Annotated in this window: 25 protein-coding genes; 13 read left to right on the forward strand and 12 right to left on the reverse strand. The window is 70.8% G+C overall.

Annotated features, from left to right (window positions below):
- Window positions 1–471 precede the first annotated feature (471 nt).
- Complete coding sequence (locus tag IW252_RS13635; RefSeq protein WP_196835718.1) at window positions 472–1,170, forward strand: Ltp family lipoprotein; 699 nt, start codon at window positions 472–474, stop codon at window positions 1,168–1,170.
- A 168-nt stretch (window positions 1,171–1,338) separates the two neighbouring features.
- Here IW252_RS13635 and IW252_RS05940 read toward each other — a convergent pair whose 3' ends face one another.
- The 6 genes from IW252_RS05940 to IW252_RS05965 form a co-directional block, all read right to left on the reverse strand.
- Window positions 1,339–2,985, reverse strand: coding sequence for a sulfatase family protein (locus tag IW252_RS05940; RefSeq protein ID WP_196835719.1), 1,647 nt, complete (start codon window positions 2,983–2,985; stop codon window positions 1,339–1,341).
- Window positions 2,982–3,764: an ABC transporter ATP-binding protein gene (locus tag IW252_RS05945; protein ID WP_231366290.1), complete on the reverse strand. Its 783-nt coding sequence runs from the start codon at window positions 3,762–3,764 to the stop codon at window positions 2,982–2,984. Before IW252_RS05945 ends, IW252_RS05940 begins: the two co-directional genes overlap by 4 nt.
- Before the next feature lie 68 nt (window positions 3,765–3,832).
- Window positions 3,833–4,609 carry an ABC transporter permease gene (locus IW252_RS05950; protein WP_331271461.1) on the reverse strand — a complete coding sequence of 259 codons (777 nt, stop codon included), beginning with the start codon at window positions 4,607–4,609 and terminating at the stop codon, window positions 3,833–3,835.
- The gene (locus IW252_RS05955; RefSeq protein WP_196835721.1) at window positions 4,606–5,430 is read right to left on the reverse strand and encodes an ABC transporter permease; all 825 of its coding nucleotides are present in this window, start codon (window positions 5,428–5,430) and stop codon (window positions 4,606–4,608) included. Before IW252_RS05955 ends, IW252_RS05950 begins: the two co-directional genes overlap by 4 nt.
- Complete coding sequence (locus tag IW252_RS05960; RefSeq protein ID WP_196835722.1) at window positions 5,402–6,388, reverse strand: ABC transporter substrate-binding protein; 987 nt, start codon at window positions 6,386–6,388, stop codon at window positions 5,402–5,404. The genes IW252_RS05955 and IW252_RS05960 overlap by 29 nt, the downstream gene beginning before the upstream one ends.
- A gap of 16 nt (window positions 6,389–6,404) precedes the next feature.
- Entirely contained in the window at window positions 6,405–8,174 is a 1,770-nt protein-coding gene (locus IW252_RS05965) for an amidohydrolase (RefSeq protein ID WP_196835723.1), read from the reverse strand.
- Window positions 8,175–8,339: 165 nt separating this feature from the next.
- On the opposite strand from IW252_RS05965, the gene IW252_RS13715 reads away from it, so the two are divergent.
- Entirely contained in the window at window positions 8,340–8,960 is a 621-nt protein-coding gene (locus IW252_RS13715) for a TetR/AcrR family transcriptional regulator (protein ID WP_196835724.1), read from the forward strand.
- A gap of 42 nt (window positions 8,961–9,002) precedes the next feature.
- Here the strand turns inward: IW252_RS13715 and IW252_RS05975 are convergent, their stop codons facing one another.
- Together IW252_RS05975 and IW252_RS05980 are read right to left on the reverse strand one after the other, a co-directional pair.
- Window positions 9,003–9,956 (reverse strand): formylglycine-generating enzyme family protein, encoded by a 954-nt coding sequence (locus IW252_RS05975; protein ID WP_196835725.1) that lies wholly within the window; start codon window positions 9,954–9,956, stop codon window positions 9,003–9,005.
- A 56-nt stretch (window positions 9,957–10,012) separates the two neighbouring features.
- Window positions 10,013–10,747, reverse strand: coding sequence for a M50 family metallopeptidase (locus tag IW252_RS05980; RefSeq protein ID WP_196835726.1), 735 nt, complete (start codon window positions 10,745–10,747; stop codon window positions 10,013–10,015).
- A gap of 70 nt (window positions 10,748–10,817) precedes the next feature.
- On the opposite strand from IW252_RS05980, the gene glsA reads away from it, so the two are divergent.
- Entirely contained in the window at window positions 10,818–12,617 is a 1,800-nt protein-coding gene (glsA, locus tag IW252_RS05985; RefSeq protein WP_196835727.1) for a glutaminase A, read from the forward strand.
- 12 nt (window positions 12,618–12,629) lie between these two features.
- Here glsA and IW252_RS05990 read toward each other — a convergent pair whose 3' ends face one another.
- Entirely contained in the window at window positions 12,630–13,289 is a 660-nt protein-coding gene (locus IW252_RS05990) for a pentapeptide repeat-containing protein (protein WP_196835728.1), read from the reverse strand.
- A gap of 60 nt (window positions 13,290–13,349) precedes the next feature.
- Here IW252_RS05990 and IW252_RS05995 point away from each other — a divergent pair, with 60 nt between their 5' ends.
- The 6 genes from IW252_RS05995 (at window position 13,350) to IW252_RS06020 (ending at window position 19,544) form a co-directional block, all read left to right on the forward strand.
- Window positions 13,350–13,724, forward strand: coding sequence for a PH domain-containing protein (locus IW252_RS05995; RefSeq protein ID WP_196835729.1), 375 nt, complete (start codon window positions 13,350–13,352; stop codon window positions 13,722–13,724).
- Between the two features lie 52 nt (window positions 13,725–13,776).
- Window positions 13,777–15,789 (forward strand): penicillin-binding transpeptidase domain-containing protein, encoded by a 2,013-nt coding sequence (locus tag IW252_RS06000; RefSeq protein WP_196835730.1) that lies wholly within the window; start codon window positions 13,777–13,779, stop codon window positions 15,787–15,789.
- Window positions 15,790–16,055: 266 nt separating this feature from the next.
- Window positions 16,056–16,808 carry a hypothetical protein gene (locus tag IW252_RS06005; RefSeq protein ID WP_196835731.1) on the forward strand — a complete coding sequence of 251 codons (753 nt, stop codon included), beginning with the start codon at window positions 16,056–16,058 and terminating at the stop codon, window positions 16,806–16,808.
- Entirely contained in the window at window positions 16,805–17,968 is a 1,164-nt protein-coding gene (locus IW252_RS06010) for a hypothetical protein (protein ID WP_196835732.1), read from the forward strand. The genes IW252_RS06005 and IW252_RS06010 overlap by 4 nt, the downstream gene beginning before the upstream one ends.
- 154 nt (window positions 17,969–18,122) lie before the next feature.
- Window positions 18,123–18,578: a DUF4190 domain-containing protein gene (locus IW252_RS06015; RefSeq protein ID WP_231365926.1), complete on the forward strand. Its 456-nt coding sequence runs from the start codon at window positions 18,123–18,125 to the stop codon at window positions 18,576–18,578.
- A gap of 6 nt (window positions 18,579–18,584) precedes the next feature.
- Window positions 18,585–19,544: a ribokinase gene (locus tag IW252_RS06020; RefSeq protein WP_196835734.1), complete on the forward strand. Its 960-nt coding sequence runs from the start codon at window positions 18,585–18,587 to the stop codon at window positions 19,542–19,544.
- Here the strand turns inward: IW252_RS06020 and IW252_RS06025 are convergent.
- Entirely contained in the window at window positions 19,541–20,116 is a 576-nt protein-coding gene (locus IW252_RS06025; protein WP_196835735.1) for a TetR/AcrR family transcriptional regulator, read from the reverse strand. The two genes, IW252_RS06020 and IW252_RS06025, sit on opposite strands and share 4 nt — an antisense overlap.
- A gap of 94 nt (window positions 20,117–20,210) precedes the next feature.
- Between IW252_RS06025 and IW252_RS06030 the strand changes: the two genes are divergently transcribed.
- The 4 genes from IW252_RS06030 to IW252_RS06045 all read left to right on the forward strand — a co-directional run bounded on the left by IW252_RS06030 (window position 20,211) and on the right by IW252_RS06045 (window position 23,198).
- Window positions 20,211–20,594: a DUF1304 domain-containing protein gene (locus tag IW252_RS06030; protein WP_196835736.1), complete on the forward strand. Its 384-nt coding sequence runs from the start codon at window positions 20,211–20,213 to the stop codon at window positions 20,592–20,594.
- A 26-nt stretch (window positions 20,595–20,620) separates the two neighbouring features.
- Window positions 20,621–21,643, forward strand: coding sequence for an NADP-dependent oxidoreductase (locus IW252_RS06035; RefSeq protein WP_196835737.1), 1,023 nt, complete (start codon window positions 20,621–20,623; stop codon window positions 21,641–21,643).
- A 77-nt stretch (window positions 21,644–21,720) separates the two neighbouring features.
- Window positions 21,721–22,158, forward strand: a complete 438-nt coding sequence (locus IW252_RS06040; RefSeq protein WP_196835738.1) for a DoxX family protein — start codon at window positions 21,721–21,723, stop codon at window positions 22,156–22,158.
- Window positions 22,159–22,331: 173 nt separating this feature from the next.
- Window positions 22,332–23,198, forward strand: coding sequence for a DUF4352 domain-containing protein (locus IW252_RS06045; RefSeq protein WP_196835739.1), 867 nt, complete (start codon window positions 22,332–22,334; stop codon window positions 23,196–23,198).
- Between the two features lie 378 nt (window positions 23,199–23,576).
- On the opposite strand, the gene IW252_RS06050 is transcribed toward IW252_RS06045, so the two are convergent.
- Both IW252_RS06050 and IW252_RS06055 read right to left on the reverse strand, forming a co-directional pair.
- Window positions 23,577–24,218 (reverse strand): phosphatase PAP2 family protein, encoded by a 642-nt coding sequence (locus IW252_RS06050; RefSeq protein WP_196835740.1) that lies wholly within the window; start codon window positions 24,216–24,218, stop codon window positions 23,577–23,579.
- Window positions 24,219–24,329: 111 nt separating this feature from the next.
- Window positions 24,330–25,304 (reverse strand): LysR family transcriptional regulator, encoded by a 975-nt coding sequence (locus IW252_RS06055; protein ID WP_231365927.1) that lies wholly within the window; start codon window positions 25,302–25,304, stop codon window positions 24,330–24,332.
- Window positions 25,305–25,360 lie beyond the last annotated feature (56 nt).

A 25,360-nucleotide genomic window follows, 5' to 3' on the forward strand; every position in this document is an offset into this window, starting at 1 on the left:
ATGGACCTAGACCTAATGAATCAGCCACTATCGGAGCCGCCAAAGCAGCGGGCTCTTGTCCTCCCGCGCGCTCCGATTACGTGCGTGATATGCGGTGCTCAGGTGCCCCCAATGAGAGTGGTGGGCGCCGCTCCCCCAGTGCTGACCCGATCTGCTCGGACGAGTGCTGGGATGCTCTACGGGAGGAGCTGCAGATTGCGAGCGTGCCCAAGCACATCACGCGCGATGAGGCGATTCTCCGGCTCCACGTTGAAGGCAAGCCAGGGGAGAAAATCGCGGCGTGGTTCGGCCTCACTCCCCCGTGGGTGAAGAAGATTGTTCGTCACCAGCTCGATCCGCCCCGCACATCTGACGCTCGACGTCCCGCACCCAACCCATTCTGTGAGGCCGGCCACATAGCCTTCCCTGACCGGCCACACACCGGTTTCCGCCACTTCCCAGGCGGGATCATCACCACCGTTGGGGGACCTCATGAACACCACCATCACCACGCGGAGGCCGCGGGCCTCCGCCCGGCGGGCGCTCACCGCGCTCTTCGCTTCCGCCGGCCTGCTGTTCGCCATCGCGGCGTGCGGGTCCGGCTCCACGGAGGACGACGGCGCCGCCATCGCCTCCGCGTCCATCGACGCCGCAGCCGCGTCCGAATCCGCCGCTGCAGAAGAAGCCGCCGCGTCCTCGAGCGCCGCTGCCGAGTCCTCCCGTGCCGCGGAGGAGTCCGCCAGCGCGGCCGCCGAATCCTCCCGCGCCGCCGCCGAGGCCGAGGCCTCCCGGCAGGCGGAAGAAGAGGCCGCTGCGGAGGCCGAAGCTGAGGCGTCGCGAGAGGCTGCCGAGTCCGCTGCCGCGGCCGCCGAGGCCTCCCGCCAAGCCGAGGAGGAGGCCGGGACCGTCAGCCAGCAGAACGCACTGCGCAGCGCCAACAGCTACCTGGACTTCACGGCGTTCTCCCGCACGGGCCTCATCGATCAGTTGATCTTTGAGGACTACTCCGCCGAGGACGCCACGTGGGCCGTGGACCGGGTCGACGTCGATTGGATGGAACAAGCTGCGCAGTCGGCACAGGACTACCTGGACTTCACGGGCTTCTCCCGGCAGGGGCTGATCGACCAGCTGATTTTTGAGGGATTCACCCAGGAGCAGGCCGTCTACGGAGTGGACCAGACCGGGCTCTAGGCCAGGCGGCCGGGGCCCGCGTGCCCAGCCCCGGGCCACTGGCATCGCGGATCACTACATCCCGGGGCACCGCACCGCGGGACGCAGCACCGCGGCGCCCCCTGCACAACACGGAGGCCGTGGGGTCCCGCCCGGTGGCGGGTTCCCACGGCCTCGTCGCGCGTGCGCCTACGCGGACGACGTCGGGGCCACGCCTGTGTCCGCCACGGAGGCCATCGCCTCCAGCAGCGCCACCTGCAGCTCGCAGCGCAGCTCGGCCGCGGCGGGGTCCTCGGCGAGGTTGTGCATCTCCTGCGGGTCCGTGAGGTGGTCATAAACCTCCACCTCGGCCGAGCCGAAGTAGCGCGTCATCCGCCCGCGCGGCGTGAGCACCGTGCGGATGGTGATCGGCGCCGGAAGCCCCTCCGGGGTGAACGGCTGCTCCTCCTCGATGAGCAGCTCACGCCGCCACGCGGCTGAGGCGTCAGCCTCCGCTCCGGCCGCTGCGCCGTCGTCCGCTAACAGCGGCACTAGGCTGCGGCCCTGAATCCCGCGGAACGGCTGCGCCCCCGTGATCTCCAGCAGCGTCGGCGCCAAGTCCGCCGTGGAGACCAGCTCGCCGCGGCGCCCGGCCGCGACGCCCGGGCCGGCGATCACCAGCGGCACCCGCGTCACCGCCCGGTAGTGCACAAAGTGCTTGAGCATCAGGCCGTGATCGCCGAACACGTCCCCGTGATCCGCGGTGAACACCACCACCGTGTTCTCCGCCTGGCCCGTCTCCTCGAGGGCGGCCAGCACGCGCCCCACCTGATCATCCACGAACTCGATCTGCCCGTACTGTGCGGCCATGGCCTGCCGGTACTGCGCCTCGTCCGCGGCGAAGGACATGGTGGGGTCCGGATCCGGGGTCCCGCGGCGCTCCGCCATGAGCCGCACGTGCTCCGGCGAGCGCGCGTGATCCTGGTGGAAGCTCTCCGGCAGGGGCACGTCCTCCGGGCGGTGGCGTTGGGCATACTCCGCCGGCGGCGCGAACGGGTGGTGCGGGTCCGGGAAGGACACGAACAAGAAGAACGGGTCCTCCTGCTCCGCCGCCGCCCGAATGCGCGCCTCGGCCCGCTCCCCCACGTACGCGGTGGGGTGCTCCGACGCCGGGATCGCCGAGGTGTAAACCTGCTCCCACGCGGAGGAGACCCGGCTGCTCGCGCCCGGCCCGCCGTGGCCCGGGTCCACCCCGCGCTCGCGCGCCCAGTGCCGCCAATGGCCGCCCGGGGCGTCGCCGTGGCCCACCACGAGGTCCACGTCCTGGTACCCGTAGTAGTCCGCCGGCAGCGGCAGGGGGGCGGCGTCGTGCCGGGCCCGGTCCTCCTGCAGGTCCCAGCCGGGCTGGCGTTCGCGGACGACGGCGTCCGGCGCGGCCGCATCCGCCAGCAGCGGGGAGGTGGCGCGGATCTGCTCCAGCTGATCCGGCTCGAACTCCCATCCCATGTTCTGGTGGTGCAGCTTGCCCACCGCCGCCGTCCCGTACCCGTCCCGGGCCAGCTGGCGCACCACCGTGCTGGCGTCCGGATCCAACGGGATCCCGTTGCACCGGGTGCCGTGGGCCGACGGCCAGCGGCCCGTCAGCAGGCTGGCCCGGTTCGGCATGCACGTGGGGCTGGTGACGTGGGCCTCGTCGAAGACGCGCCCGCGGGCGGCCAGCGCGTCGAGGTGTGGCGTGCTGACGTGGCGGTCCCCGCCGAAGCCCAGGTGATCGGCCCGCAGCTGATCGGCGATGATGAACAGGACGTTGGGCCGGTCCGTGCCCCCGGGTCCGTCAGCGCCGCCGGGGCGGCTCACTGCTGCGCCTTGCGGATCAGGGACAGCGTCCGGGAACGCAGCTCCGCGAACTCCGGCAGCGAGCGGGTGGCGATCTGGTCCCGCTGCCCGGGCAGATCGACGTCGATCACCTCCAGCACGCCGGCGGGTTTGCCGCCGATCGCCACAATGCGGTCCGAGAGATAGACGGCCTCGTCGATATCGTGCGTGACCACCACGATGGTCATGCCGAGCTTGTCCCGGATGGACAGGCACAGGTCCTCCAGCTCAAAGCGGGTTTGGGCATCCACGGAGGCAAACGGCTCGTCCATCACTAGCACCTCCGGCTGGTAGGCCAACGCGCGGGCGATCGCCACGCGCTGCTGCATGCCGCCGGAGAGCTGCCACGGGTACTGCTTGGCCGCGTGGGACAGGCCCACGGCCGCCAGCGCGTCCTCGATCCGGTGGGCCACCTCCGCCTTCGGCAGGCGCATGTGACGCAGCGGCAGCTGCACGTTCTTCTCCACGGTCAGCCACGGCATGAGGGAGCGGGAATAGTCCTGGAACACCAGGGCCATCTCCGCGGGCGGGCCGTCCACGGGCTTGCCGTCGATGTACATGGCGCCGCCGGTGGCCGGATGCAGCCCGGCCAGGCACTTCAGCAGCGTCGTCTTGCCCACGCCGGAGGGGCCCACGATGCAGGCCACCTCCCCCTGGTCCACGGAGAACGTGAGGTCCCCGATGATCTGCTTCTCCTGCTCGCCGCGCCCGTAGGACTTGGCGAGGTGTTCCACGCGCAGGCGCGGTTCTGACTGAGTCATGGTGTCCTCCCGGAGGGACGAGGTGTTGGTGCTCTGGACGGAGCCAGCGGTGGCGGCCGTGACAGTGCTCATGCTGCATGCTCCTGACGTTTTGATCCGATGTACCAGGCCAGCGCCCGCGAGCGCACGGCCTCGAAGACGAGGTTGGCGGCGAACCCGAGGAAGCCGAGCAGCAGGATGCCGGCCCACATGTCCGCGGAGAGAAAGCTCTGCTGCGCCAGCAGGGTCATGGCCCCGATGCCCTGGGAGGAACCCAGCATTTCCGAGGCGATCATGACGATGAAGCCCACCTGCAGGCTGACCTGCATGCCGGCGGCGATCTGCGGCCCGGCCGAGGGCAGGTAGACCCGCAGCAGGCGCTCGCCCCGGGTCAGCCGGTAGACGGAGCAGACGTCCTTGAGGCCCGTATCCACCGCGCGGATCCCGTCGATCGTGGAGATCATGGTGGGGAACGTGGCCGCCAGAACAATGGAGGTCACGCGCATCTCCTGACCGAACCCGATCAGCGTGATGAGGATGGGGATCAGCGCCACCGGCGGGATGCCGCGGATGAAGTGCAGGGCCGGCTCGAACATGGCCCGCAGCACCGGCACCGTGGCGATCACGAACCCGAGGAGGACCCCGAGCACGACGGCGATCAGGTAACCGGTCAGCAGGTTCTGCAGGCTGGGCAGCACGTCGGAGGCGAACCGGTCGAACAGCCACAGCTCCTGGAAGCGCTCCAGGATGGTGGACAGCGGCGGGAAGAACGCGTTGGTCGAATTCGCGGACATCCCCCACCAGAGGGCGATCACGGCCACCGGCGTTCCGATGCCGAGGATGAGGTTCAGCGTGCGGCGGTTCACGGGGTCTCCTTCCGGAAGGAGGGGTGCCAATGCAGGACGCGGCGTTCGACGGCGGAGCTGGCCCACTGGGAGGCCACGCCGAGGATGCCGAGGACCAGCACCAGCGCGTACAGCGTCGGGTAGAGCCCGCCAGCCTGAGCCTGATAGATGCTGCGGCCGAGCCCGGGGGCGCCGCCGAGCAGGCCGGCGACCACCACGATGATGAGCGAGGCGGGAGCGGAGACGCGCACCGCGGTGCCGATGAACGCCGTCGCACTGGGCAGCACAACCCGCCACAGCGTCTCCGGGCCGCCCATTCCGTAGGAGCGGGCGGTGGCCAGGGCCACCGGGTCCGCGTCCCGCACACCGGCGATCGCCTGGATGGACACGGTGAGCAGGCACCCGGCGACCACGAGGAAGAGGGCCATCTGCGAGGTGGGGCCGAACACCATGACCGCCAGCGGCAGGATGACGATCGGCGGGATCGGCTTGAGGAACTCGGTGATCGCCAGCGTCGCCGCCCACACGGGCTCAAACATGCCGATCAGCACGCCCAAGATCACCCCGCCGACGACGGCGAGCGCGAGGCCCGCCGCGGCGCTGGCCACGGTGATCCCGGTCTGGACCCAGAACTCCTCGGTGCCGAACAGGCTCACCAGCGCGCCGAGCGTGTCCGTGACCGTGGGCAGCCCGGTGCCGAAGGCCCCGGAGGCGGCGGCGAGCTGCCACGCGCCCAGGAGGATCAGGGCCCCGGCGGCGCCGAGGACGGCCTGCGCGGCCGGGGTCTCGACGTCGATCCTCCGGGCCGGCGCGTTACGGTGCGTCGTAGATGAGGTTGTCATCCAACTCCACCTCCGACTCCAGGTAGCCCAGCTCCACGAGCGAGGTGTTGACGGCGGAGATGCTCTCCTCGGTCACCTCGGTGGGCCAGTAGGTGTCCGCGCCGGCCTCGATCACCGCGCGGTCCACCTTGGTCAGCTCGGCGGCCTTGTCCAGGGCCTCTTCAAAGTTGTTGTTGGCGTACTCGTTGGACTTGTTGATGGCCCGGACGAATCCGGCGGCGGCCTCCGGGTTGTCCTCGGCGAAGGAGCCGGACGCGACCCACAGGCCGACGGCGCCGGGGCCGAAGAACTCGACGCCGGGGGACGCGATGAGCTGGTGGCCGGACTCGGCGGCGTTGCTGGTGAACGGGGAGACCAGGCCGGCGGCGTCGATGCGCCCCTGCTCCAGCGACTGCAGGGCCGAGGAGAAGTCCAGGACCATCCAGTTCACGGTGGAGGGGTCCCCGCCGGCGTTCTGGATGGAGTTGGCGATGGTCACCTCCAGCTGGGCGTTGCGGGCCGGGACCGCGACGGACTTGCCTTCCAGATCCGCCGCGGATTCGATCCCGCTGTCCGCCGCCGCGTAGAGCCCCGTGTCATCCACCTGGCTCTTGTCCTCCATGTCCGCCGCGTCAGCCGGGTAGCCGTCCGCGGCGGCGAGGATCTGCAGGTCCACGCTCTGGGAGAGCCCGTTGAGCAGCGGGATGGACGGGGTGTAGGTGATGTCCATTTGGCCGCTCTGGGCGGCGGCGATGCCGGCGGGCGGGTTGGCCACCACGCTGGTTTCGATCTGGAGTCCTTCTTCCTCGAAGTACCCCTGCTCGACGCCGAGGGCAATCGCCGCATCGGAGCCAATACCAATGGTGCCGACACTCAGCGTGGTCATTTCTCCCTCAGCGGCTGGCTCGTCCGCTCCGCAGGCCGTCAGTGCTGCGCCGAGGGCGAGGACTGAACCGAGGGCCACAATGCGCTTGTTCATGTTCTTCTCCAATGGGTCAATCGTGCGTGTGATGGGTGGTTGAGTGCCGGTAGACGATGCGTCCACCGGAGACGGTGAGGGCCGTGGGATTGTCCAAGAGGTCCCGCGGGTCCTCGGGCAACGGCCGGGTCAGGACGCAGAGGTCGGCGAGCTGGCCGACGGCGACCTGGCCCTTGTCCGCCTCCGCGTGGTCTTGCCAGGCCGGCGTGCCGGTCATGAGGGCCAGCGCGGTGCGCAGCGGGATGCGCTCGGCGTCCTCGGCTCCCGGGCCGGCGGTGGTGTCCCGGGTGGCGGCCGCGATGACGCTGTGGCGCCAATCGGGTGAGGTGACCGGCGCGTCGGAGGCGATGTTGGCTGGCAGGCCCGCCTCCAGCGCGCTGGCCAGAGGTTGGTGCCGGGTGAAGCGGTCCTCGCCGAGCACGCCGAGCATGAGGGCGCCGGCGGCGGCGCGGATGGCCGGGTTGGTGCTGTAGCCGATCCCGTGCTCGCCGAGGCGGGCCATAGCGGCGTCGTCCGTGAACGCCCCGTGGATCACGTAGTGCCGGCCGTCGCGCGGATCGGCGGCCTGGGCGGCCACGATCGCGTCGACGACGGCGGCGGTGGCCGCGTCCCCGGTGGCGTGCACGCCGACTTGGAGGCCGGCGGAGTGCACGGCGGAAATGATCCCGTTCAGCTCGGCCACGCGCGCGTCGTCGTCGTCACCCTGAATCACCAGCTGGCCGTGCTGATGCCCGCAGGGGGTTTGGTAGGTGTCGCTCATCCAGGCGCTGCCGGAGCGCGGGGTGCCGTCCGCGAACACCTTGACGCCGCCGATGCGCAGCTGCAGCGGGTCGATGTTCCGCCCGTCCAGCAACCGGGGCAAGCCCGAGGCCAGTCCCTCCCGGGTGGCCTCCGCGGAGGCGCCGCCGGTGCCGCTGAACAGCAGCAAGGCGGTGATGCGCAGCGTCAGCTCGCCCGCCTCGGCGAGGTCCGCGAGCAGCTCGAGCGAGGCGTCCGTGCACGCCCCGCTGAGCAGGCTGGAGCCGGCCGGGCCCAGCCCGGGCTCGGTGAGGGAGGTGATGCCCATGGCGTGCAGGTCCGCTTGATGCCGCAGCACCGCGTCCTTGACCAGGGCCCGCGGCAGGGGCGGCAGGGCGTCCCCGGCCAGCGACATGGCCGCGTCCGCGAAGTGGCCGTTGGCGCGCCCCGCGTCGTCGCGGGAGACGGTGCCGCCCACCACGTCCGGCGTCGTATACAAGTCCAGCTGTTCCATGGCCGCCCCGTTGAGCAGCAGCTGGTGGCCGGTTTGATCGTAGGCGGCCACGGGCACGTCCGGGCGGGCGGTCGCGAAGAACTCCGCTCCCCCGTCGCCCAAGACGGCCGCGTCCCAGCCGTGGGCGCGGATCCAGCCGTCGTCGCCCGGCTCATACGTGTTCAGGAGCTCGACGACGCCGGCCCACGTGGTGGCCGTACCGAGCGGCGCGAGGCCGTAGCGGGCGACGGCGCTGGCGACGAAGTGCAGGTGGCCGTCGTTCAGGCCGGGCAGGATGGCCCCGCCGCGGGCATCGATGATCTCGGTGGCGTCGCCAGCGAGCGCTAGGACCTCCGCGCCACCGACGGCGACGATGCGGTCCCCGGCGACGGCCACCGTGCTGGCCTCCGGGGCATCACCTGCTTCCGTCACGGCCCCATAGCCGCCGGCCGCTGCGGGCACCGGGAGCACCGGGACGTGACCGCCGGTGATGATGAGCTCTGGCGTAGCAACGTGCATGCGCTTCTCCTCCTTGACGAGTGGTGTGACTGCCACCACACTCTTGAGTATGTCGCATGACTAAGTCACTTGACCAGCTTTTGTGAGAAGATTTTTAAGCTCACACCGTGAAATCCCCGTCATACCGGGGTAGGCGCGCACCGATGCGGCCCGAAATACGCGGACGCATAGGATTGGGTGGCCGAAGAGAAGGAGAGAGTTGTGGGTAGGGTTTCCGCTGCCGACCGCAGCCAACAGTTCGTCGAAGCCGCCGCGCGGGTCATCGCCCGCGAGGGCGTCACGGCTGCCACCACACGGCGCATCGCGCAGGAGGCGGACGCTCCCCTCGCCGCCCTGCACTACTGCTTCCGCAGCAAGGATGACCTGCTGCTGGAGGTGTACCACCACCTCAGCCGGGACTACGTCCGCCAGTTGGATCCGCTCCCCGCCGAGGCCGGATTGCACGAGGCCGTCAGCCTGCACATGCGCCGCATCTGGAAGCGCATGCTCGCCTCCCCGCACGAGCAGATCACCACGTTTGAGCTGCTGCTGCGCGGTCAGCGCATTACGGACGAGAAGGAGCGGGAGGCCGCCCTGGCCGTCAATCGGCAGATGTATGACGCGTGGATTAGCTCCACCGCCTCCATTTTCGACGCCGGCGCCCGGCACTCGGGCATCACCCCCGCCACGGACACCACGGTGGCCGCCCGCTTCGCCGTGGCCGGCATTGACGGCATCAGCATCCAGCACTTTTCCGACCCGGATGAGGAACGTTCCTGGCAGATGATCGACGAGCTCATCGAGTCCCTGCAGGCGCTCCTGCGCCCCCGCGACGACGCCTGAGCGCGGACGGGGGCGCAGCCCAGAGGCGGTCGGCGGCCCCGGCTAGAGCGCCACGGTGCGGAACCCGCAGTTCCCCGAGGAGGACTCCGCCGTATTCGCCGAGCGCGCCGCCACCCGGTACCGGTGGCAGTACGAGTCGTGGCACAGGTAGGAGCCGCCGCGCATAACGCGCCCCGTCCCGAAGGAGGGCCCCGGCGGGTTCTGGACCGGGGAAATCTTGTAGTACTTGGGCATGAACCAGTCGGCGCACCATTCCCAGACGTTGCCCGCCACCTCATAGAGCCCGTAGCCGTTGGCCGGGAAGGACCGCACGGGCGCGGTGCCCGCAAACCCATCCCCCGCGGTGTTGCGGGTGGGAAACTCGCCTTGGAAAATATTGCAGCGGTGCTGGCCGCCGGGCGTCAGCTCGTCGCCCCACGCGAAGCGCGCCTGCTCGAGGCCGCCGCGGGCGGCGTACTCCCATTCGGCCTCCGTGGGCAGCCGGCGGCCGGCCCAGCGGCAGTAGGCCAACGCGTCGTCGTAGGACACGTGCACCACCGGGTGATCCGGGATCTGCTCCCACGAGGAGTCCGGGCCGGTGGGGTGCGCCCAATCCGCGCCGAGGACGTTGAGCCACCACGGCGCCCCCGCGGCTGAACCGGCCACGGCCGCCGCGTCCGCCGTGGAGAGGAGGTGGAACACGGCCGAGGAACCGTAGCGCTCCGCGTCGGTGCGGAAGCCGGTCTCCGTCACGAACCGCGCAAACATCGCGTTCGTCACCGCGGTGGCATCCATCCGGAAGGCGTCCACTTCGACCGGGTGCACCGGCGTCTCGCCATCGCTGGCGTACCCCTCACCGAACGGGTCCCCCATGAGGAAACGCCCCCCAGCGAGCGCGACGTCGTCGTGCACCGCAGCGCCCTGGGTCCCGGGTGCGTCCGGGCCGGGCTCCGGCGTGCCAGCGGCGGACGCGGCGTCGCGGGACGGAGTGCAGCAGCTGTGCTTCGGCTCATCCATGCTGCCAGTCTAGGGCCGGCCGCGGCCCGCCTCAGGCCGGCGACGCCCGCCCAACGTCAGGTAAGCCCGGCAATCCGCAACAGGCTATGACCCGCCCAGAACGCGCCGCCCCAGATCACCAGGGCGAACCCGGCAAGCCATACAACGGAGGGCACCCCGCTGGCCGCGCGGAGCAGGTAGGCGTCCGAGGTGGCGCGGTACCGGCCGCGCACGTGGACGGAGACCACCTTGAACCAATCCCGCACCGAGCCCACGCACAGCCCGATCCCGAGCACCAACACCGCCAGGGAGACGATCCACGCCGCGCCCCACACCACGAGGGCCTGGGCCGCGGCGGCGCACGCCACGGCCACCACCGCGCCGGTGAGGTTGCGGATAAACACGAGGGAGACCAGCAGCACGAGCGCCCCGATGGACAGGGCCGCGGACGCCCACCCGGCCGCGGCGGCCCATACCATCGCCGCGCCCGCGATCGCCGGGGCGGGGTACCCCCAGAACCCCGCCCAGATCTGCGAGGCCCGGCCCCGGCCGGCGCTGATCATCTCCCCGGAATGGTCCAGCCGCAGGCGGATCCCGCGGACCAGCCGCCCGGTGGTCAGGGCGGCGACGGCGTGGCCGAGCTCGTGCACGTACGTCACGTAGAGCCCAAAGAAGCGCCAGGTGAGGCGCGGGATGGAAACCGCGACGGCGGCGGCGAGCACCAACAGCACCACAAGCGGTTCCAGCGTCAGCGGCTCGGCCCGGGTAAAGCCGTCCAGGATGGCATCCCACCACCGCGAAATCTGAGTCATCACAGAGTGAGCGTAACCAATCCCGCTGTGCTGGCCCGCGCACGGCCGCGCCGGGCAGTAGGCTCGGCACATGCGCTCACCCATTGAGGACTACCTGCAGGCGCTCCACGACGAGCTGACGGAGCTGACGGACGGGCGGCCGTTCCAGAACATCCCGGCCATGGCCGAAGCCAATCCGGACGCGTTCGCCATCTGCCTCGCCACCGTGGACGGGCACGTGTACGAGGTGGGCGACTCGCGGGAAGAATTCACCATCCAGTCCATCTCCAAGCCCTTCACCTACGGGCTGGCGCTCGAGGATCACGGGCAGGGCGCGGTGGATCAGAAGATCGACGTCGAGCCCTCCGGCGACGCGTTCAATGAGATCTCCCTAGCCCGGGACACGGGCCGCCCCGCCAACCCCATGATCAACGCCGGAGCCATCGCCGCCACGTCCCTCATCAAGGGCTCGGGCGGCCGGGACGGCTTCGCCCGCATCCTCGACCTGCACGCCCGGTTCGCGGGCCGGCAGTTGAGCGTCTCGGAGCGCGTCTACGCCTCGGAGGCCGCCACGGGATACCGGAACCGAGCGCTGGCGGACCTGTTGCGCAGCTTCGACATCATCGAGGATGATCCGGCCCACCCGGTGGAGAACTACTTCCGCCAGTGCTCCATCCGGGTCAACGCCCGGGACCTCGCGCTCATGGGCGCCACCCTCGCCAACGGCGGGCGGCAGCCGGTCACGGGCGAACAGGTGGTGGAGATGGACACGGTCCAGCGGATGCTCTCCGTCATGCTCACGTGCGGCATGTACGACGACGCCGGCGCGTGGACCAGCGCCGTCGGCCTCCCCGCCAAATCCGGGGTGGGCGGCGGCCTCATGGCCGTGCTGCCGGGGCAGCTGGCCATCTCCGTGTATTCGCCGCCGCTGGATGAGCACGGGTCCTCGGTGCGCGGGATCGCGGCCACCCGGCGGATCGCCTCGGAAATGAGTCTGCACTTCGTTCAGGCGGCCCGGATCGGCCGTTCCGTCATCCGGGAGCATTACCCGATCACGGAGTCCCCGTCCGGGGTGCGCCGGAACCAGGAGGCTACGGACGTGCTGGCCCAGCACGGGCACCGGGCCCAGCTGGTGCAGTTGCACGGTGACCTCCTCTTCGCCGGCGCGGAGTCGGCGGCCCGGCACATCAGCGCGCTCGACGAGGAGGTGGAGATCCTCCTGCTGGACGTGCGCCGGGTGGACGAGGTCAACAAGGTGGCGCTGCGCATCATGGAGCAGCTGCGGGACCGGTTCGAGGCGGACGGACGGCAGCTGGCGGTGATTGATTCGGGCGGGCGGCTCGCCGAGGTGCTCGAGGACGGCCCCACCCCCGTGTTCCCGGGCAGCACGGAGGCCATCGAGTGGGCAGAGGAGCGGCTGATCCGCGCCTATGGCCGGCGCGGCCTCATCCCGCGCACGGCCACCTTGGCCGAGTTCGCGGCGCTGGCGCCGCTGACGGAGGAGGAGGTCAGCGCGCTGGATGCGCACATGGAGGATGTGGAGTACGACGACGGCGACCTGATCCGGCGTTCCGGCCAGAAGTTCGGCGGGATCTACTTCATCACCTCCGGTGTGGTGGCCTCCAGCACCCTGCACGACGGGCACCGGGTCCGCTACGCGACGCTAGGCCCGGGCATGACGTTCGGGGAGATCGCCCTCGGCGGCGGCGCGCCCGTCCGGGTCCGGGCCAAGGGGCCCGTGCGGCTGCGGCTACTGACCACAGAGGCGATCGAACGCATCGAGCGGAACGAGCCGTCCCTGGCGCTGGCCTTGTGGAAGGCGGTGGCCACGGACGCCTACGCGCGGGTGGAGCAGAACCTGCAGGAGGTGGCGGTCCGCGTCCGGATCTAGGACGGGGGCGCGTTAGCCGACCCGCAGGCCCAGCTGGGCGGCGAGGGCCGGGGCCAGGTCCTGCAGCTGGAACTCGTCGATGGTGGCTCCGGCCAACCCGGAGAGCCCGGAGATCGCCCGCAGCTCGGCACCGCGCAGGTCCACGTCCGTCATCCGCGCCTGGTCCACGGTCAGCGTGTCGATGCGGCAATCGCTGAACCGCACCCGCTCCAGCCGCGCCCCGGAGAGGTCGAGGTCCCCGAGCACGAGGCCGCGCAGCTCCACGTCCCGCAGGCGCGCGTGGCGGAGGTTAACGAAGTCCAGCTTGCCGCCGTCGAACACGGTGGCTCGGAGGCTGGCCCCGGCCAAATCCGCCGAGCCGATGCGGGCGCCCGTCAGCGCCGTGTTGGTCCACGCCGAGTCGGGGGCCTCCAGCGTGGGGGCCTGCAGTTCCGCGATGCGGCAGTCCGTGAAGGCCGCCCGCGTCAGGGCTGCCCCGGCCAGGCGCACCCGGCGGAACGTGCAGCCCGTATACACGGTGTCCTCCAGGTCCACGCCCGCGGCGTCCTGATCCGCGAACCCGAGGTCCTCCGCGCGGCCGTCCAGATCCAGCGCCGCGAGGTCGCCGGTCTCGCCCGGATCGACGTCGGCAAAGGCGGGCAGGCGCGGGGGCTTCGGGGCGGCGGAAGTCATACGGCCAGACTATCGGGCACGCGGGGCCAACCTGTGGGTCCCGCGGTCTACCGTGGGCTCATGATCGATTTCAACAACTCGTCCTTCGTCAAGCTCGCCCCCGCCGACGCAGAGGCCACGGCGCAGGAGCTGGCCGGCCTGCTCATCGAGGGAGAGCGCGTCGCCGCGGCCTTCCGCGGCATGCGGGACTACGTGGCATTCACGGACAAGCGCCTGATCGTGGTGAACGTGCAGGGCATCACCGGCAAGAAGAAGGACTTCACCTCCCTGCCCTACAACAAGATCCAGTCCTTCTCCGTGGAGACGGCCGGGACGTTTGACCTCGACGCGGAGCTGGACCTCTGGTTCAGCGGCCTCGGCAAGGTGCGGCTCGAGTTCACCAGCTCCGTGGACATTCGCTGGATCTCTCAGTTCATCGGTTACTACACCCTGTAGGCCGCGCCTGTTCGGCCTTCACCACCACCTGCAGGATGGATACTATCGACCCATGCGCCCCGTGTCTCGAAACGTAGCGGCCCTCACCACCGCTTCCCTCCTGGTCGCCTCGCTCAGCGCGTGTGGAGAGCAGCGGCCCGCGCCGGACGCCACCGCGGAGGCGCTCGTGGCCGCGCTCACCACCGGGGACTTCAGCTCGGTGCCGCTGAACGGCACGGACGCAGCGGCGGCAGGCGACGCCGTCGTGCAGGCTTTCGAGCCGCTGGCCGGGCTGGAACGAACACACCAGCTGCTCGGCGTCGACGTTCCGGAAGAGACGGACGCGGCGGAGGAGCCGGCGGCGACGGCGCGGATCGAGACCACCTGGGACGTGCCGGCCACGGAGGACGACTTCACCTACACCACCACCGCGGAGCTCACCTACGACGCGGAGGCCGAGCGCTGGGAGGCCCTCTTTGGCCCGGAGGTGCTGGCCCCCGGGCTGACCGCTGGCGGCTACCTCGCGGATTCGCGCACCCCCGCGGCGCGCGGAGACATCCTCGGCGAGGGCGGACAAACCCTCGTCACGGAGCGGGACGTGCTGAACATCGGGATCGACAAGGCGAACCTCAGTACCGAGGCGCAGCCGGCGGCCGCGCGGGAGCTGGCCGAGCTCGTCGGGATCGACGCGGACGCGTACGTGGATCAGGTGGCCGCGGCGGGGCAGAGCGCGTGGGTGCAGGCCATCACCCTGCGCGCCAACGATCGGGACGTCACGGACGCGCAGCTCGCCGCGATCGACGGCGTCCTGGTGCAGCAGGGCACGCTGCCACTAGCACCCACGCGGGAGTTCGCCCGGCCCGTGCTGGGCACGGTGGGGCCGGCCACCGCGGAAATCGTCGAGGCCTCCGAGGGGCGGATCGCCGCCGGGGATGTCACCGGGCGCTCCGGGTTGCAGGCCAGGTACGACGAACAGCTGGCCGGCACCGCGGGCCTGAGCATCGCCCGCTACACGGAGGACGGTGAGAAGGCGGAGGAGCTCTTCGCCACCGCCCCGCAGGACGGAGCGGACGTACAGACCACCCTCGATGCGGACTTGCAGACCGCGGCGGAGACCGTGCTGAACGGCGCCGCGGAGCTCGAGGACGTCCCGTCCGCGCTGGTGGCCATCCGCCCGTCGGACTCCGCGGTCCTCGCCGCCGCGTCCGGCCCCGGCAGCGGCGGCTACAACACCGCACTGCTGGGCCAGTACGCCCCGGGCTCCACGTTCAAGGTGGTCAGCGCGTTGGCCATGCTGCGCGGCGGAGCCACCGCGGACTCGAGCTTCGAGTGCACGGAGACCACCACCGTCAATGGGAAGACCTTCAAGAACTTTGACGCCTATCCGAGCGCCGCGCTGGGCCCCATCCCGCTCTCCGAGGCGCTGGCCCAGTCCTGCAACACCGTGTTCGTCAACGCCGGAGCCGACGTCGGGGCGGCCGCGGTGGCGGATGCGGCCGCCGCGCTGGGGCTCACCGGGGAGGACACCACCGGCACCGGCGCGTTCCGCGGGTCCGTGCCGGCGGATTCGGAGGGGACGGAGCTGGCCGCCAACATGATCGGCCAAGGCGTCGTGCTCGCCTCGCCGCTGGGCATGGCCACCGTGGCGGCATCCGTCGCCGCCGGGCAGACCGTGCAGCCGGCCCTGGTGCTCGACGCCGCGGACAGCGACGACGAGGCGGACGCCTCGGGCGCGGCTGCAGAGTCCGGGACCGCGGACGCCTCGCCCACCGCCGAGGCCGACGCGGCGCCGTCGTCCTCCACCCTGGCCGCGGAGGAAGCGGAAGCGTTGGCGCAGATGATGGGCGGGGTGGTGGACCACGGCACCCTGACGCTGCTGCAGGACGTTCCCGGCGAGCCCGTGATCGGTAAATCCGGCACGGCGGAGTACGACGACGAGCAGAACGCGCACGCGTGGACGATCGCGATCCAGGGCGATCTGGCGGTCGCGGCGTTCGTCGAAACCGGGGACGGCGGATCGCGCACGGCCGGCCCCCTGGTCCGGGACTTCCTCACGGCCGTCCAGGCGGAGACGGACCAGAACTAGCAGGCATTTCCCGAGCGCAACACAGCGTCCATACAGGCTCGGTCAGTAATGTCGTAGACACCTTCCTCTCAAGGTGCGAGTGATGAACACGGGCCCCAGCCATCCCCCCTCCGGCTGGGGCCCGACTCATGCCCGGGGCCCTTGGCGCGGGCCATGACCCGACCACTCCCCTACCCACGGGGCGCCTGCGGGTCTATCCTGAACCCAACCTCGGGGAGCGCGCCCGGCGAGCGGGCACCCTCGGGACCTGGCGGATGGGGGCCCGCATGGCACGGCAAACGGCGCTCGGCGAATGGGCTTGTCCCTGCACGGACCGTGGGCTGCAGGCCACCCTCTCCTGCCCTACCTGCGGAGGCCGCGGCTACCTCAACTACAACCCGCACACCGTCGCTGCGCCGGGCGTGAACCCGCTGAACATCGCCACGGACGGCCGGTTGTGGGCCATCGGTCTCCGCAACACGGCCGTGGCCCTGTGCCTGCTGATCATCGCGGCCGGCCTGCTCGGCGCCGTCATGATTGTCTCCACGTGGTGGATGGCGGCACCGGGCCTGTTGCGGAGCGCGGCCCAAACCCTCCCCGCGTCCTGGGTCGCCCGAACTCCCGACGACTCGGGTGCCCCGTGGGTTATCTTCGCGCTGCTGGCCGCCCTCGCGCTCGTCGTCTTCCTGCTGCTGACCCGGCCCGCGCGCCGGGCGAGCAGCCGGTTCGGTCGGCTCGGCTGGACCACCACCCGCGCCCTCCTCACCGTTCTCGCCCTGGGGCTGGCGGTCGCCGTCGCCGGCATTGCCGCCGGAGCGGACCTGGCCGAGCCCGCCACCACCGGCACCTATCTGGGGCTGAGCGCGCAGGCGCCGACGGGCTTCACCGGTCAGGTCCTGCCGACCGACTCCCTGTGGGCACTGGGCTGGGTCACCGGCGTCGTGCTGCTCTGGGGCGGCTTCAGCGCGTGGCGGCTCCACCGCCGATGGCGCGAACGTCAATCACCGATTCACCCACCCATCACCGAGGTCCCGTCATGACGCCCCACCCCTGCCGCTGCCTCGCCGTCGCCGGCGCGTTGGTTCTCACTGCGAGCACCCTCGCCGCCTGCTCCTCCTCGTCGGGCGACTGCCCACTCACCGGGGACACCATCGCCGACTACTTCGTGACCGAGTTGAACTCGGCCGAGCAAACGGTGGTGGAGACCGAGGATGAGGAGTTGCCGGAATTGTGCCTGTATCAGCGCACCTTTGCCGACGCCGAGGAGGGCACGTACGCGCGCATCGGCATCAGCGTGGGCTTCAGCGACACGTTCACCGAGGAGGACTTTGCCGCCCGCGTGGCCGACTTTGACGCGGACTCGGACGAGGACACCTACGTCGAGGAGGTCGCCGGGGTGATGATGACCGTCGACGAGGCGCGCGGAGCCGGTGCTGTGATTGACGGCGAACACTACTGGGTGGGCTGGACCGACTACCGGGATGGCCAGATTCATCGCCCGGCTCTCGCCAAGGACACCACCGGGGCTGACGCCGCACATGTGGTGCGATTGCTCATCCTGACCGGCGCCGGAGCCGACGAGGAAGGGTGGATGTCCGCGGGCGACTCGGCCTCCGGCACGCCGCAGGACACCTCGGCCGCGGCCGCTGATCCGGCCGACGCTGCGGCCGCTTCGACCGATGCCGCCGACGAGGACTGGGGCAACGAGACCAGCGATGACGACGCGGCCGGCGGGGTGTGGGCGGACGACGCCGACGACGAGGCGCCCGGCTACGCGCCCTTTCCCGAGGCCCCGGAGCAGATCGGCCCGCTGCCGGGCAGCGAAGACGACCCGGTCGAAAGCGGCGGGTCCACCGAGTGGGACGGCGGCGAGGTGGGAGGCGAGGCGGACCACGAGCTGGTCGGCACGGTCCTCGCGCCGCCGGATCCGATGATCGCCGTCTTCGAGCTCTGGGAGACGCCCGGCTACCCGGACTGCGCCATGGTGGTGGCCGGGACGCCCTGCGTCGGCGGGGCCGTGATCTACGACGGCGCCGTCATCATCAACGCCCTGCGGTCCCACATCTCCAGCGGAGCGGACGATTCGACGCGGGATACGGCCGTGTTGCTCGAGCCGAACGCAGATGGCACCTGGACGGTGGCCCGGTATTGGGAGACTGAGAACCCGCTGGACGAGTTCCTCCCGGCGTGGGCGTCCTAGTCAGCTGGCGCCCCGGCTGGCCACGCTCGTTGTCCACAGCAGGGGCCGACCGCGGGCCGACGAGCACCCCGCGCCGGTAGGCTGACGTCAACGCCGTGCAGCGTGAGGCGCCACCGCGCCGCGCAGGATGCCGACCGCAGGAGAAGGAGACCGCATGAGCACGCCACAATCCGGGGCATCGGACCCGCAGCAGCCGCACCAGCACCAGCCGGGGGCGCAGCAACCAGGCCAACAGCCCGGTACGCAGCAGCCCGGCTACCACCAATACGGCTACCCGCAGCATCAGCCCGGCCCGCAGTACCCGCAGGCCGGCGCCGCTCCAGCCGGCCCCTACGGGCATCCGGGAGCGGGGTACCCGGCGGGCATGCGGCCCACCAACACTTTCGCCATCATCTCCCTGGTCTCCAGCTTCTTCATCGCGGTCGTGGGCATCGTCTTTGGCCACCTGGCCCGCAAGCAGATCCGGGAAACGGGCGAGGCCGGGGACGGGCTGGCGATCGCCGGGCTCATCATCGGCTACGTGCACCTGGGGTTCTGGATCGTCTTCGGGCTGATGTTCCTCATCCCGCTGTTCATGATGCCCTTCTTCATGACCCTCGCCGTCGGCTAACCCGCCATGCCCGCCCCGCCCGTCCCGCGCGTCACCGTGATCGGTTCCCTCAACGTGGACCTCGCCGTGACCATGCAGCGCCTGCCCGCCCCCGGTCAGACGGTCCTGGCGAACACCCTCGCCGTCTCCCCGGGCGGCAAGGGCGCCAACCAGGCCCTCGCGGCGGCGCTCAGCGGCGCGGAGACCGCGCTGATCGGCGCCGTGGGCCGGGACCAACACGCCAGCGTGGCCCTCGAACTGCTGCGCGGGGCCGGTGTGGACCTGACGGGCGTGGCCACGGTGGACGGGCCCACCGGAACCGCCCTGATCCAGATTGACGCGGATGGGGAAAACTCCATCGCTGTGGTGCCCGGTGCCAATGCGCTCGTCGGCGTGGAACGGGTCCGCGGACTCGGCCGCCTGGGCGGCGTCGTCGTCCTCCAAGGAGAAATTCCGCCGGAGGCCCTAGACACCGCAGCGGCAGCCGTCCGGGCCACGGAGCACGACGGCGGCGCGCCGGCCCGCTTGGTCCTAAACCTCGCGCCGGTGGTCCGCGTCGCAGAATCCACGCTCCTGACCGCCGACCCGCTGGTGGTCAACGAGCAGGAAGCACGCGCGCTAGTGGGCCGCGGCGGCGAGCGGGCGTCCACGCCCGAGGGCGCGGCCCGGGCCCTCGTGGGGCTCGGGGTGCGCAGCGCGGTCATCACGCTCGGCGCGGCCGGGTGCCTCGTCGCCGAACCCGGTAGCCCCGGCTCGTCCGACGAGCCGGCCGAACTCGCCGTGCGGTGCGAGCGGATCGACGCCGTCCCGGCCACGCCGGTGGACAGCACCGGCGCGGGAGACGCCTTCGTCGGGGCCCTCGCCGCCCGGCTGGCGGCGGGCGATTCGCTCCGCCACGCGGCGGCGGCAGGGAACGAGTTCGCGGCCCGCTCCGTCACCCGCGCCGGGGCGCAGGCCTCCTATCAGCCTGAGCGCCGCGCCCGCTAATCCACCAGCTCCAGCGCCGTCTCGAGGCTCCGCAGCGCCACCGCGTGATCGACGCGGGTGAGCGCAAAGGCGGAGGTCACCAGCGCGGTCACCGCCTCCGCCACACGCGCCCACTGCTCCGGCTCGGCGCGCGGATGACGCGCGCTCACCCCGGCGTACAGTGCGGCGCGCAGCTCTTCCCGGTAGGCCGCCACGGCCTCGCCCACCGCGGGCTCCATGGCCACCGGCGCCCCGGCCGTATTCATCAACAAGCACCCGTACCGCCCCGCGGCCGCGTCCGGGTCCGCGAGCGCCGACTTCACCCCGCGCAGGTAGTCGACGACGGCCTCGCCGTCCACGTTGTCGCCGGTCATGGGCCGCAACCGCGGGGCGATGACTTCCTGCAGGTAGCTGCGCACGGCGGCGTCGAACAGGCCCCGCTTGCTGCCGAACGTGTTGTACAGGCTGGACCGGCGCAAGCCCGTGGCGGCCTCCAGCTCGGGAATCGCCGCCGCCTCATACCCCCGGCGCCAAAACACCTCGCGGGCGGCGCGGGCCGCCACGTCCGTGTCAAAGGTCTGCACTCGCCCCACGCGGGCCTCCCACCATCGCTCTTTGCGTACCGTTCGTTCCAGTATATATTGGAATGGTCAGTTCAATAATTCGTTTCCCGAGCCAAGGATCCCTATGATCATCGCCGGCCTCACCCTTGCCGCCCTCGCCGCGGGGCTCCACGTGGTGATCTTCTACCTTGAATCCCTCGCCTGGACATCCCCGCGCGCTCGCGCCATCTTCGGCACCACCGAGGAATCGGCGCGCGCCACGCGTGAACTGGCCTTCAATCAGGGCTTCTACAACCTGTTCCTCGCGATCCTCGCCGGAGCAGGCGTCATCGCCACGGCAGCCGGCGCCACCACCGTGGGCCTCACGCTCGCCTTCGCGGGCCTGGGGTCCATGGCCGCGGCCGCGGCGGTGCTCGCGCTGAGTTCACCGGACAAGCGCGGGGCGGCGGCGCGGCAGGGGATCCTCCCGGCGGCCGCCGTCGTCGTGCTGCTCCTAGCTCTCCTGTAACACCCACCACAGAAAGTCGAGGCCCCATGCCTGAGACCACCCACGCACAGAGCACCCAGATTCAGCTGGCTTCCCGCCCCGAGGGCTGGCCGACGGCGGAGAATTTCCGCACCGTCACCGTCGACCTCCCGGACCTCGCCGAGGGGCAGGTGCGGGTGGCCAACGAGTTCGTCTCCGTGGACCCCTATATGCGCGGCCGGATGTCCGCGGCCAAGAGCTACGTCGCCCCGTTCGAGCTGGGCGAGGTCATGACGGGCGGCGCCGTGGGCCGCGTGGTGGCCTCCCGCGCCGCATCGCTCCCGGAGGGCACCCTAGTGTTGCACCAGCTCGGCTGGCGGGACGTCGCTCAGGCCGACGCGGACGCGTTCCGCGCGGTCCCCGAACTCCCGGACGCCCCCTCCTCGCTCTACCTCGGAATCCTAGGCATGACCGGCCTGACGGCCTACGTCGGCCTGACCGAGATTGCCCCCGTCCAGCCCGGGGAGACCGTGTTCATCTCCGGCGCGGCCGGCGCCGTGGGCACCGCCGCCGGGCAGATCGCGCGCCTGCTCGGCGCGGCCCGCGTGGTGGGCTCGGCCGGCTCGGCGGAGAAGGTTGCACTGCTCACGGACAAGTACGGGTTCGACGCGGCCCTGAACTATAAGGACGCCCCTGTCCGGGAGCAGCTGCCGGCCCTGGTGCCGGGCGGGGTGGACGTGTTCTTCGACAACGTGGGTGGGGACCACCTCGAGGCCGCCATCGACGTGATGAACGATCACGGCCGCCTGGCCCTGTGCGGGGCGATTTCCCAGTACAACGCGCAGCAGGCGCCGCAGGGCCCGGACAACCTGGTCTCCTTCATCAAGTCCAGCCTGTCCATGCGCGGCTTCACGCTGGGGAACCACCTCGACAAGGCGGGCGAGTACAACCAGCGGATGAGCCAGTGGTTTGCCGACGGTGAGATTCGCTACGACGAGACGGTGGTGGACGGGATCGAGAACGCCGTCGACGCGTTCCTGGGACTCATGCGGGGCGCCAACACGGGCAAAATGGTGGTCCGCACGGCCTAGCCGCCGGGGGCGTCGGCAGAGGCAGCGTGAGGTCACATTTAGTTGAAGCTTCAATATAACTGTGATGGGCTATCCCCATGAACACCGCGACACCCGCTACGTCTGCCGCCCGCCTGCTCCTTCGCCTCGCCATCGGCGCCCTCTTCGTGGCGCACGGCCTGCAGAAGTTCAACGAGTACACGCTCGCCGGAACCGCCGGCGCCTTTGCTCAGATGGGCATTCCTGCCGCCGAGGTGGCAGCGCCGATCGTAGCCAGCATCGAACTCGTCGGCGGAATTCTCCTCATCATCGGATTCCTGACCCGACCCGCCGCGTTCGCCCTAGCCGCCATCATGGCGGGAGCGCTCTTCATGGTCCACCTGGGCTCGGGGGTGTTCGTGGAGAACGGCGGGTTTGAGCTCGTCCTGGCGCTCGGCGCCGCCGCCCTGGCCTTGGCGCTGGCAGGGCCGGGCAAGGTCTCGCTCGACGCCGCCCTGTTCGGCCGCCGCAACAACGCGCTGGCCCAGCTGGCCTGATCACCGCCGCACCATACTGAGCCCCGTTCTGCGGAACGGGGCTCAGTTTTTTGTCTGGGTACGACGACGCCGGCGCCGTCCCGTTCCTATTGTGTGGGGGTGCCCCGCAAGGATGATTCCGTACCGCGCGAGGCTTTCGCGCGGTCATCATCACTGAATCCTTGGGGGAACTCATGAGTCAATACACCGCGCCGGCGCCCACGCCGCCGGCACCTGTCAAGTCCTCGGCCGGCAAGGGCCTGGGGATCGCCGCTCTGGTCATCGCCATCATCGCGTTGCTGCTCTCCGCGGTCCCGATCATCAACAACGCGGCCGCCGTACTGGGTTTCATCGCCCTGATCCTCGGCATCACCTCCCTCGTCGTGGCCGCCAAGAAGAACGGCGGCAAGGGCTTCGGCATCGCCTCCAGCATCATCGCCGTGGTGGCCATCGTGGTGGTTTTTGCCACGCAGGCCTTCTACACGGCCGCGCTCGATGAGGTGGAACGCTCCTTCAACGAGTCCATGGAGGAGGCGGAGACCGGCGTGCGGGATGCGGACCCAGCGGAGGTCGCCGCGGGTGCCTCGGCGGCCGCCGACGGCGATACCGCGGAAGCCGCCACTGACCAGGCGGACGTTACTCAAGAGGCGCTGACGCCAGGCGCCACCGCCGCGGTGGGCGACTACGAGGTCACCGTGGACGCGGTGAACCTCGACGCCACGGAGGACGTCGCTGCGGCCAATGAGTTCAACAGCCCCGCCGAGGGGCAATACGTGCTCACCGACCTCAGCGTCACCTACACCGGGGACGAGGAAGGCACGCCCTGGCTTGACCTCAACCTCGAGCTGGTCGGCTCGGACGCGCGCATCTATTCGACCACCACGTGCGTGGCGGTGCTGGAGAACAGTGCGATCGACCAGCCGAACCTCTCGGCCGGCGGCTCCTCCAGCTATCAGGCCTGCTTCGACGTCCCGGCGGAGGCCACGGAGGGCGCGCAGGTGCGCGTCGGGTCCACCTTCGACTTCTCGGGTGAGGACTTTAAGGTCTGGGCCGCGCAGTAGCGCAGCCGCTCAATCCATGTGGCGTCGTCGCGTGGTCCTTCCCACCGCGCGGCGGCGCCCTCAGCGCGAGCCCTCCGGCACCCGCCTCCTCTCACCAGAACGACCAAGATACCCCGTGGGGTATTATGGTGAGCAGTTATCCGCCACTCGACGACGGACAGTCATCAAACCTGAGGAGGCCTCATGTGCCGAGGAGTCACGTGCACAGAATGCGGAAAAACGACGTGGGCCGGCTGCGGTCAACACGTGGATTCCGTCAAGTCCGGCGTCCCCGCCAGCCAGTGGTGCGCCGGCCACCCTACCGCGCAGAAGAAGGGGTTCCTCGCGCGCCTGCTCGGGCGCTAAACCCTGAGGCGTGCGCCGCGCCGGAGCGCGGCGTCAGGCCGGGAACAGTGGCAGTAGCCCACCGAGGCTGACCACCACGCCCACCACCGTTCCGGCCAAGACCTGGCCTGGCGTGTGATGGCCGATGCGCACGCGGCTCCATCCGACGAGCGCGACCACGATCACCGCGAGGTGCGCCCCCAGCGGCAGCAGCAACACGCAGTACAGCGCGGCGAATGAGGCGACGGCCGCGTGAATGGAAAGCTTCCAGAACAGATTGACCGTGCCGACGATCAGCAGGCCGAGCAGGAAGAGGCCCACCTCGGCGACGACGACGGCGGGCGCCGCCGTCGCGGTCAAGACCCCGAGCCCGGTCAGGATGGACCCGAAGGCGATCAGCAGTAGCGGCCAGCGCTGCTCGCGCCGGGTGACATGCATGTCGCTCACCCGGCCGGACCAGCGCATCGCTACGAGCGCCAGCCACGGGATGGCCATCGTGAACGCGACGGCCACCAGGGTGGCAGGCCACGCCGTCTCAGGATGGCGCAGGGGGATGCTGACCAGAACCAGCGTGCCGAGGAGCGCCGGAGAGAACACGTGGGAAAGCAGCGTCGCCATCGCCGCCGCCCAGCGACCCCGCGCAGCCTGATGCGCCGGCTGCACACGGTGTGACTCAAGGCCCGGCGTCGCACTCATTCCCACAGCCTAGCGGCAGCGGACCGGACACCTCCGGGCAGGTCCACGGGCCGCCCGGTTGCGCCGGTCTTGACGTTCGGCCGCCGCACCAGCGAAGGCGCGGCGCACCCCTCACCCCGCTGCGCCCGTGAGCGGCGCGGGTTCGGCACTACACGCCGGGGCGCCCTCCAGCAGCCCCAGCAGGTGCCGAGCCGGCGCCTCCGCGCGCTCCGGCCCGGCCGTGACCACCGAGACCGTCCACTCGGGCGTCCCGGACCGCGGCAGCGCCAGCATCATGAGCCCTTGGGCCTGCGGCTTCATGGCCACGTGGCGCGGCACCACGGCCACCCCGAGGCGCCGGGCCACCAAATCCAGCAGCGTGTGCACGTCGTTGACCGTGCACCGCACCCGCCGGTGCACCCCGTTGAACTCGAACGCCGCGTCGGTCAACTCACGAATCCCCCACGACGGGCCGAAATCGACAAACTCCCGGTCCGCCAGATCCGCCCATTGCACGGCCTGCGCCTCCCGCGCACCGACCCCTTGGGCCGGGCCCGCCGGTACCGGCCGCCGCCCGGACAGCAGCTCGTGCCCCTCGTGAGCCAGGAAGACCAGCGGCTCCCGCCCGAGCTCGCGGTGGGTCAGGGACCCAAAGTGCCCGCGGGTGGCCACCAGCGCCACGTCCAGCTCGCCGTCGCGCACCATGGACATCAGCTCCTGCGATCCCCGCTGCGCAAAGTGCGTCTCCACGGCCGGGTGCCGCCGATGAAACCGCTCGAGCAGCGGGTTGATGTCCACGACGCCGAGGCACTGTTCGGACCCGATCCGCAGCGTGCCGGCGACGGCCTGGCTGGCCTGCACGACGGCGTCGCGCGCCGACGCCGCTTGCTGCAGCATGGCCCGCGCGTGCGGCAAGAGCGCCAGCCCCGCCTCGGTGGCCTCCACCCGCCGCGTCGTCCGGCGGAAGAGCTGCGCGCCCATCTCCTCCTCGAGCGTGCGGATGGCCGCCGAGAAACCGGACTGGGAGATCCGCGTGAGCTCGGCCGCGCGCGTGAAGTTCCGCTCCTCGGCGAGCGCCACGAGGTACTCCATCTGCCGCAGATCCATTGATCGCTCCTACTGCTCAGTGTTATCCATCAAAACTGTTGGACTTCTAAATGCCT

Origin of the sequence: Zhihengliuella flava (assembly GCF_015751895.1) — a bacterium.
Classification (GTDB): Bacteria; Actinomycetota; Actinomycetes; order Actinomycetales; family Micrococcaceae; genus Zhihengliuella; species Zhihengliuella flava.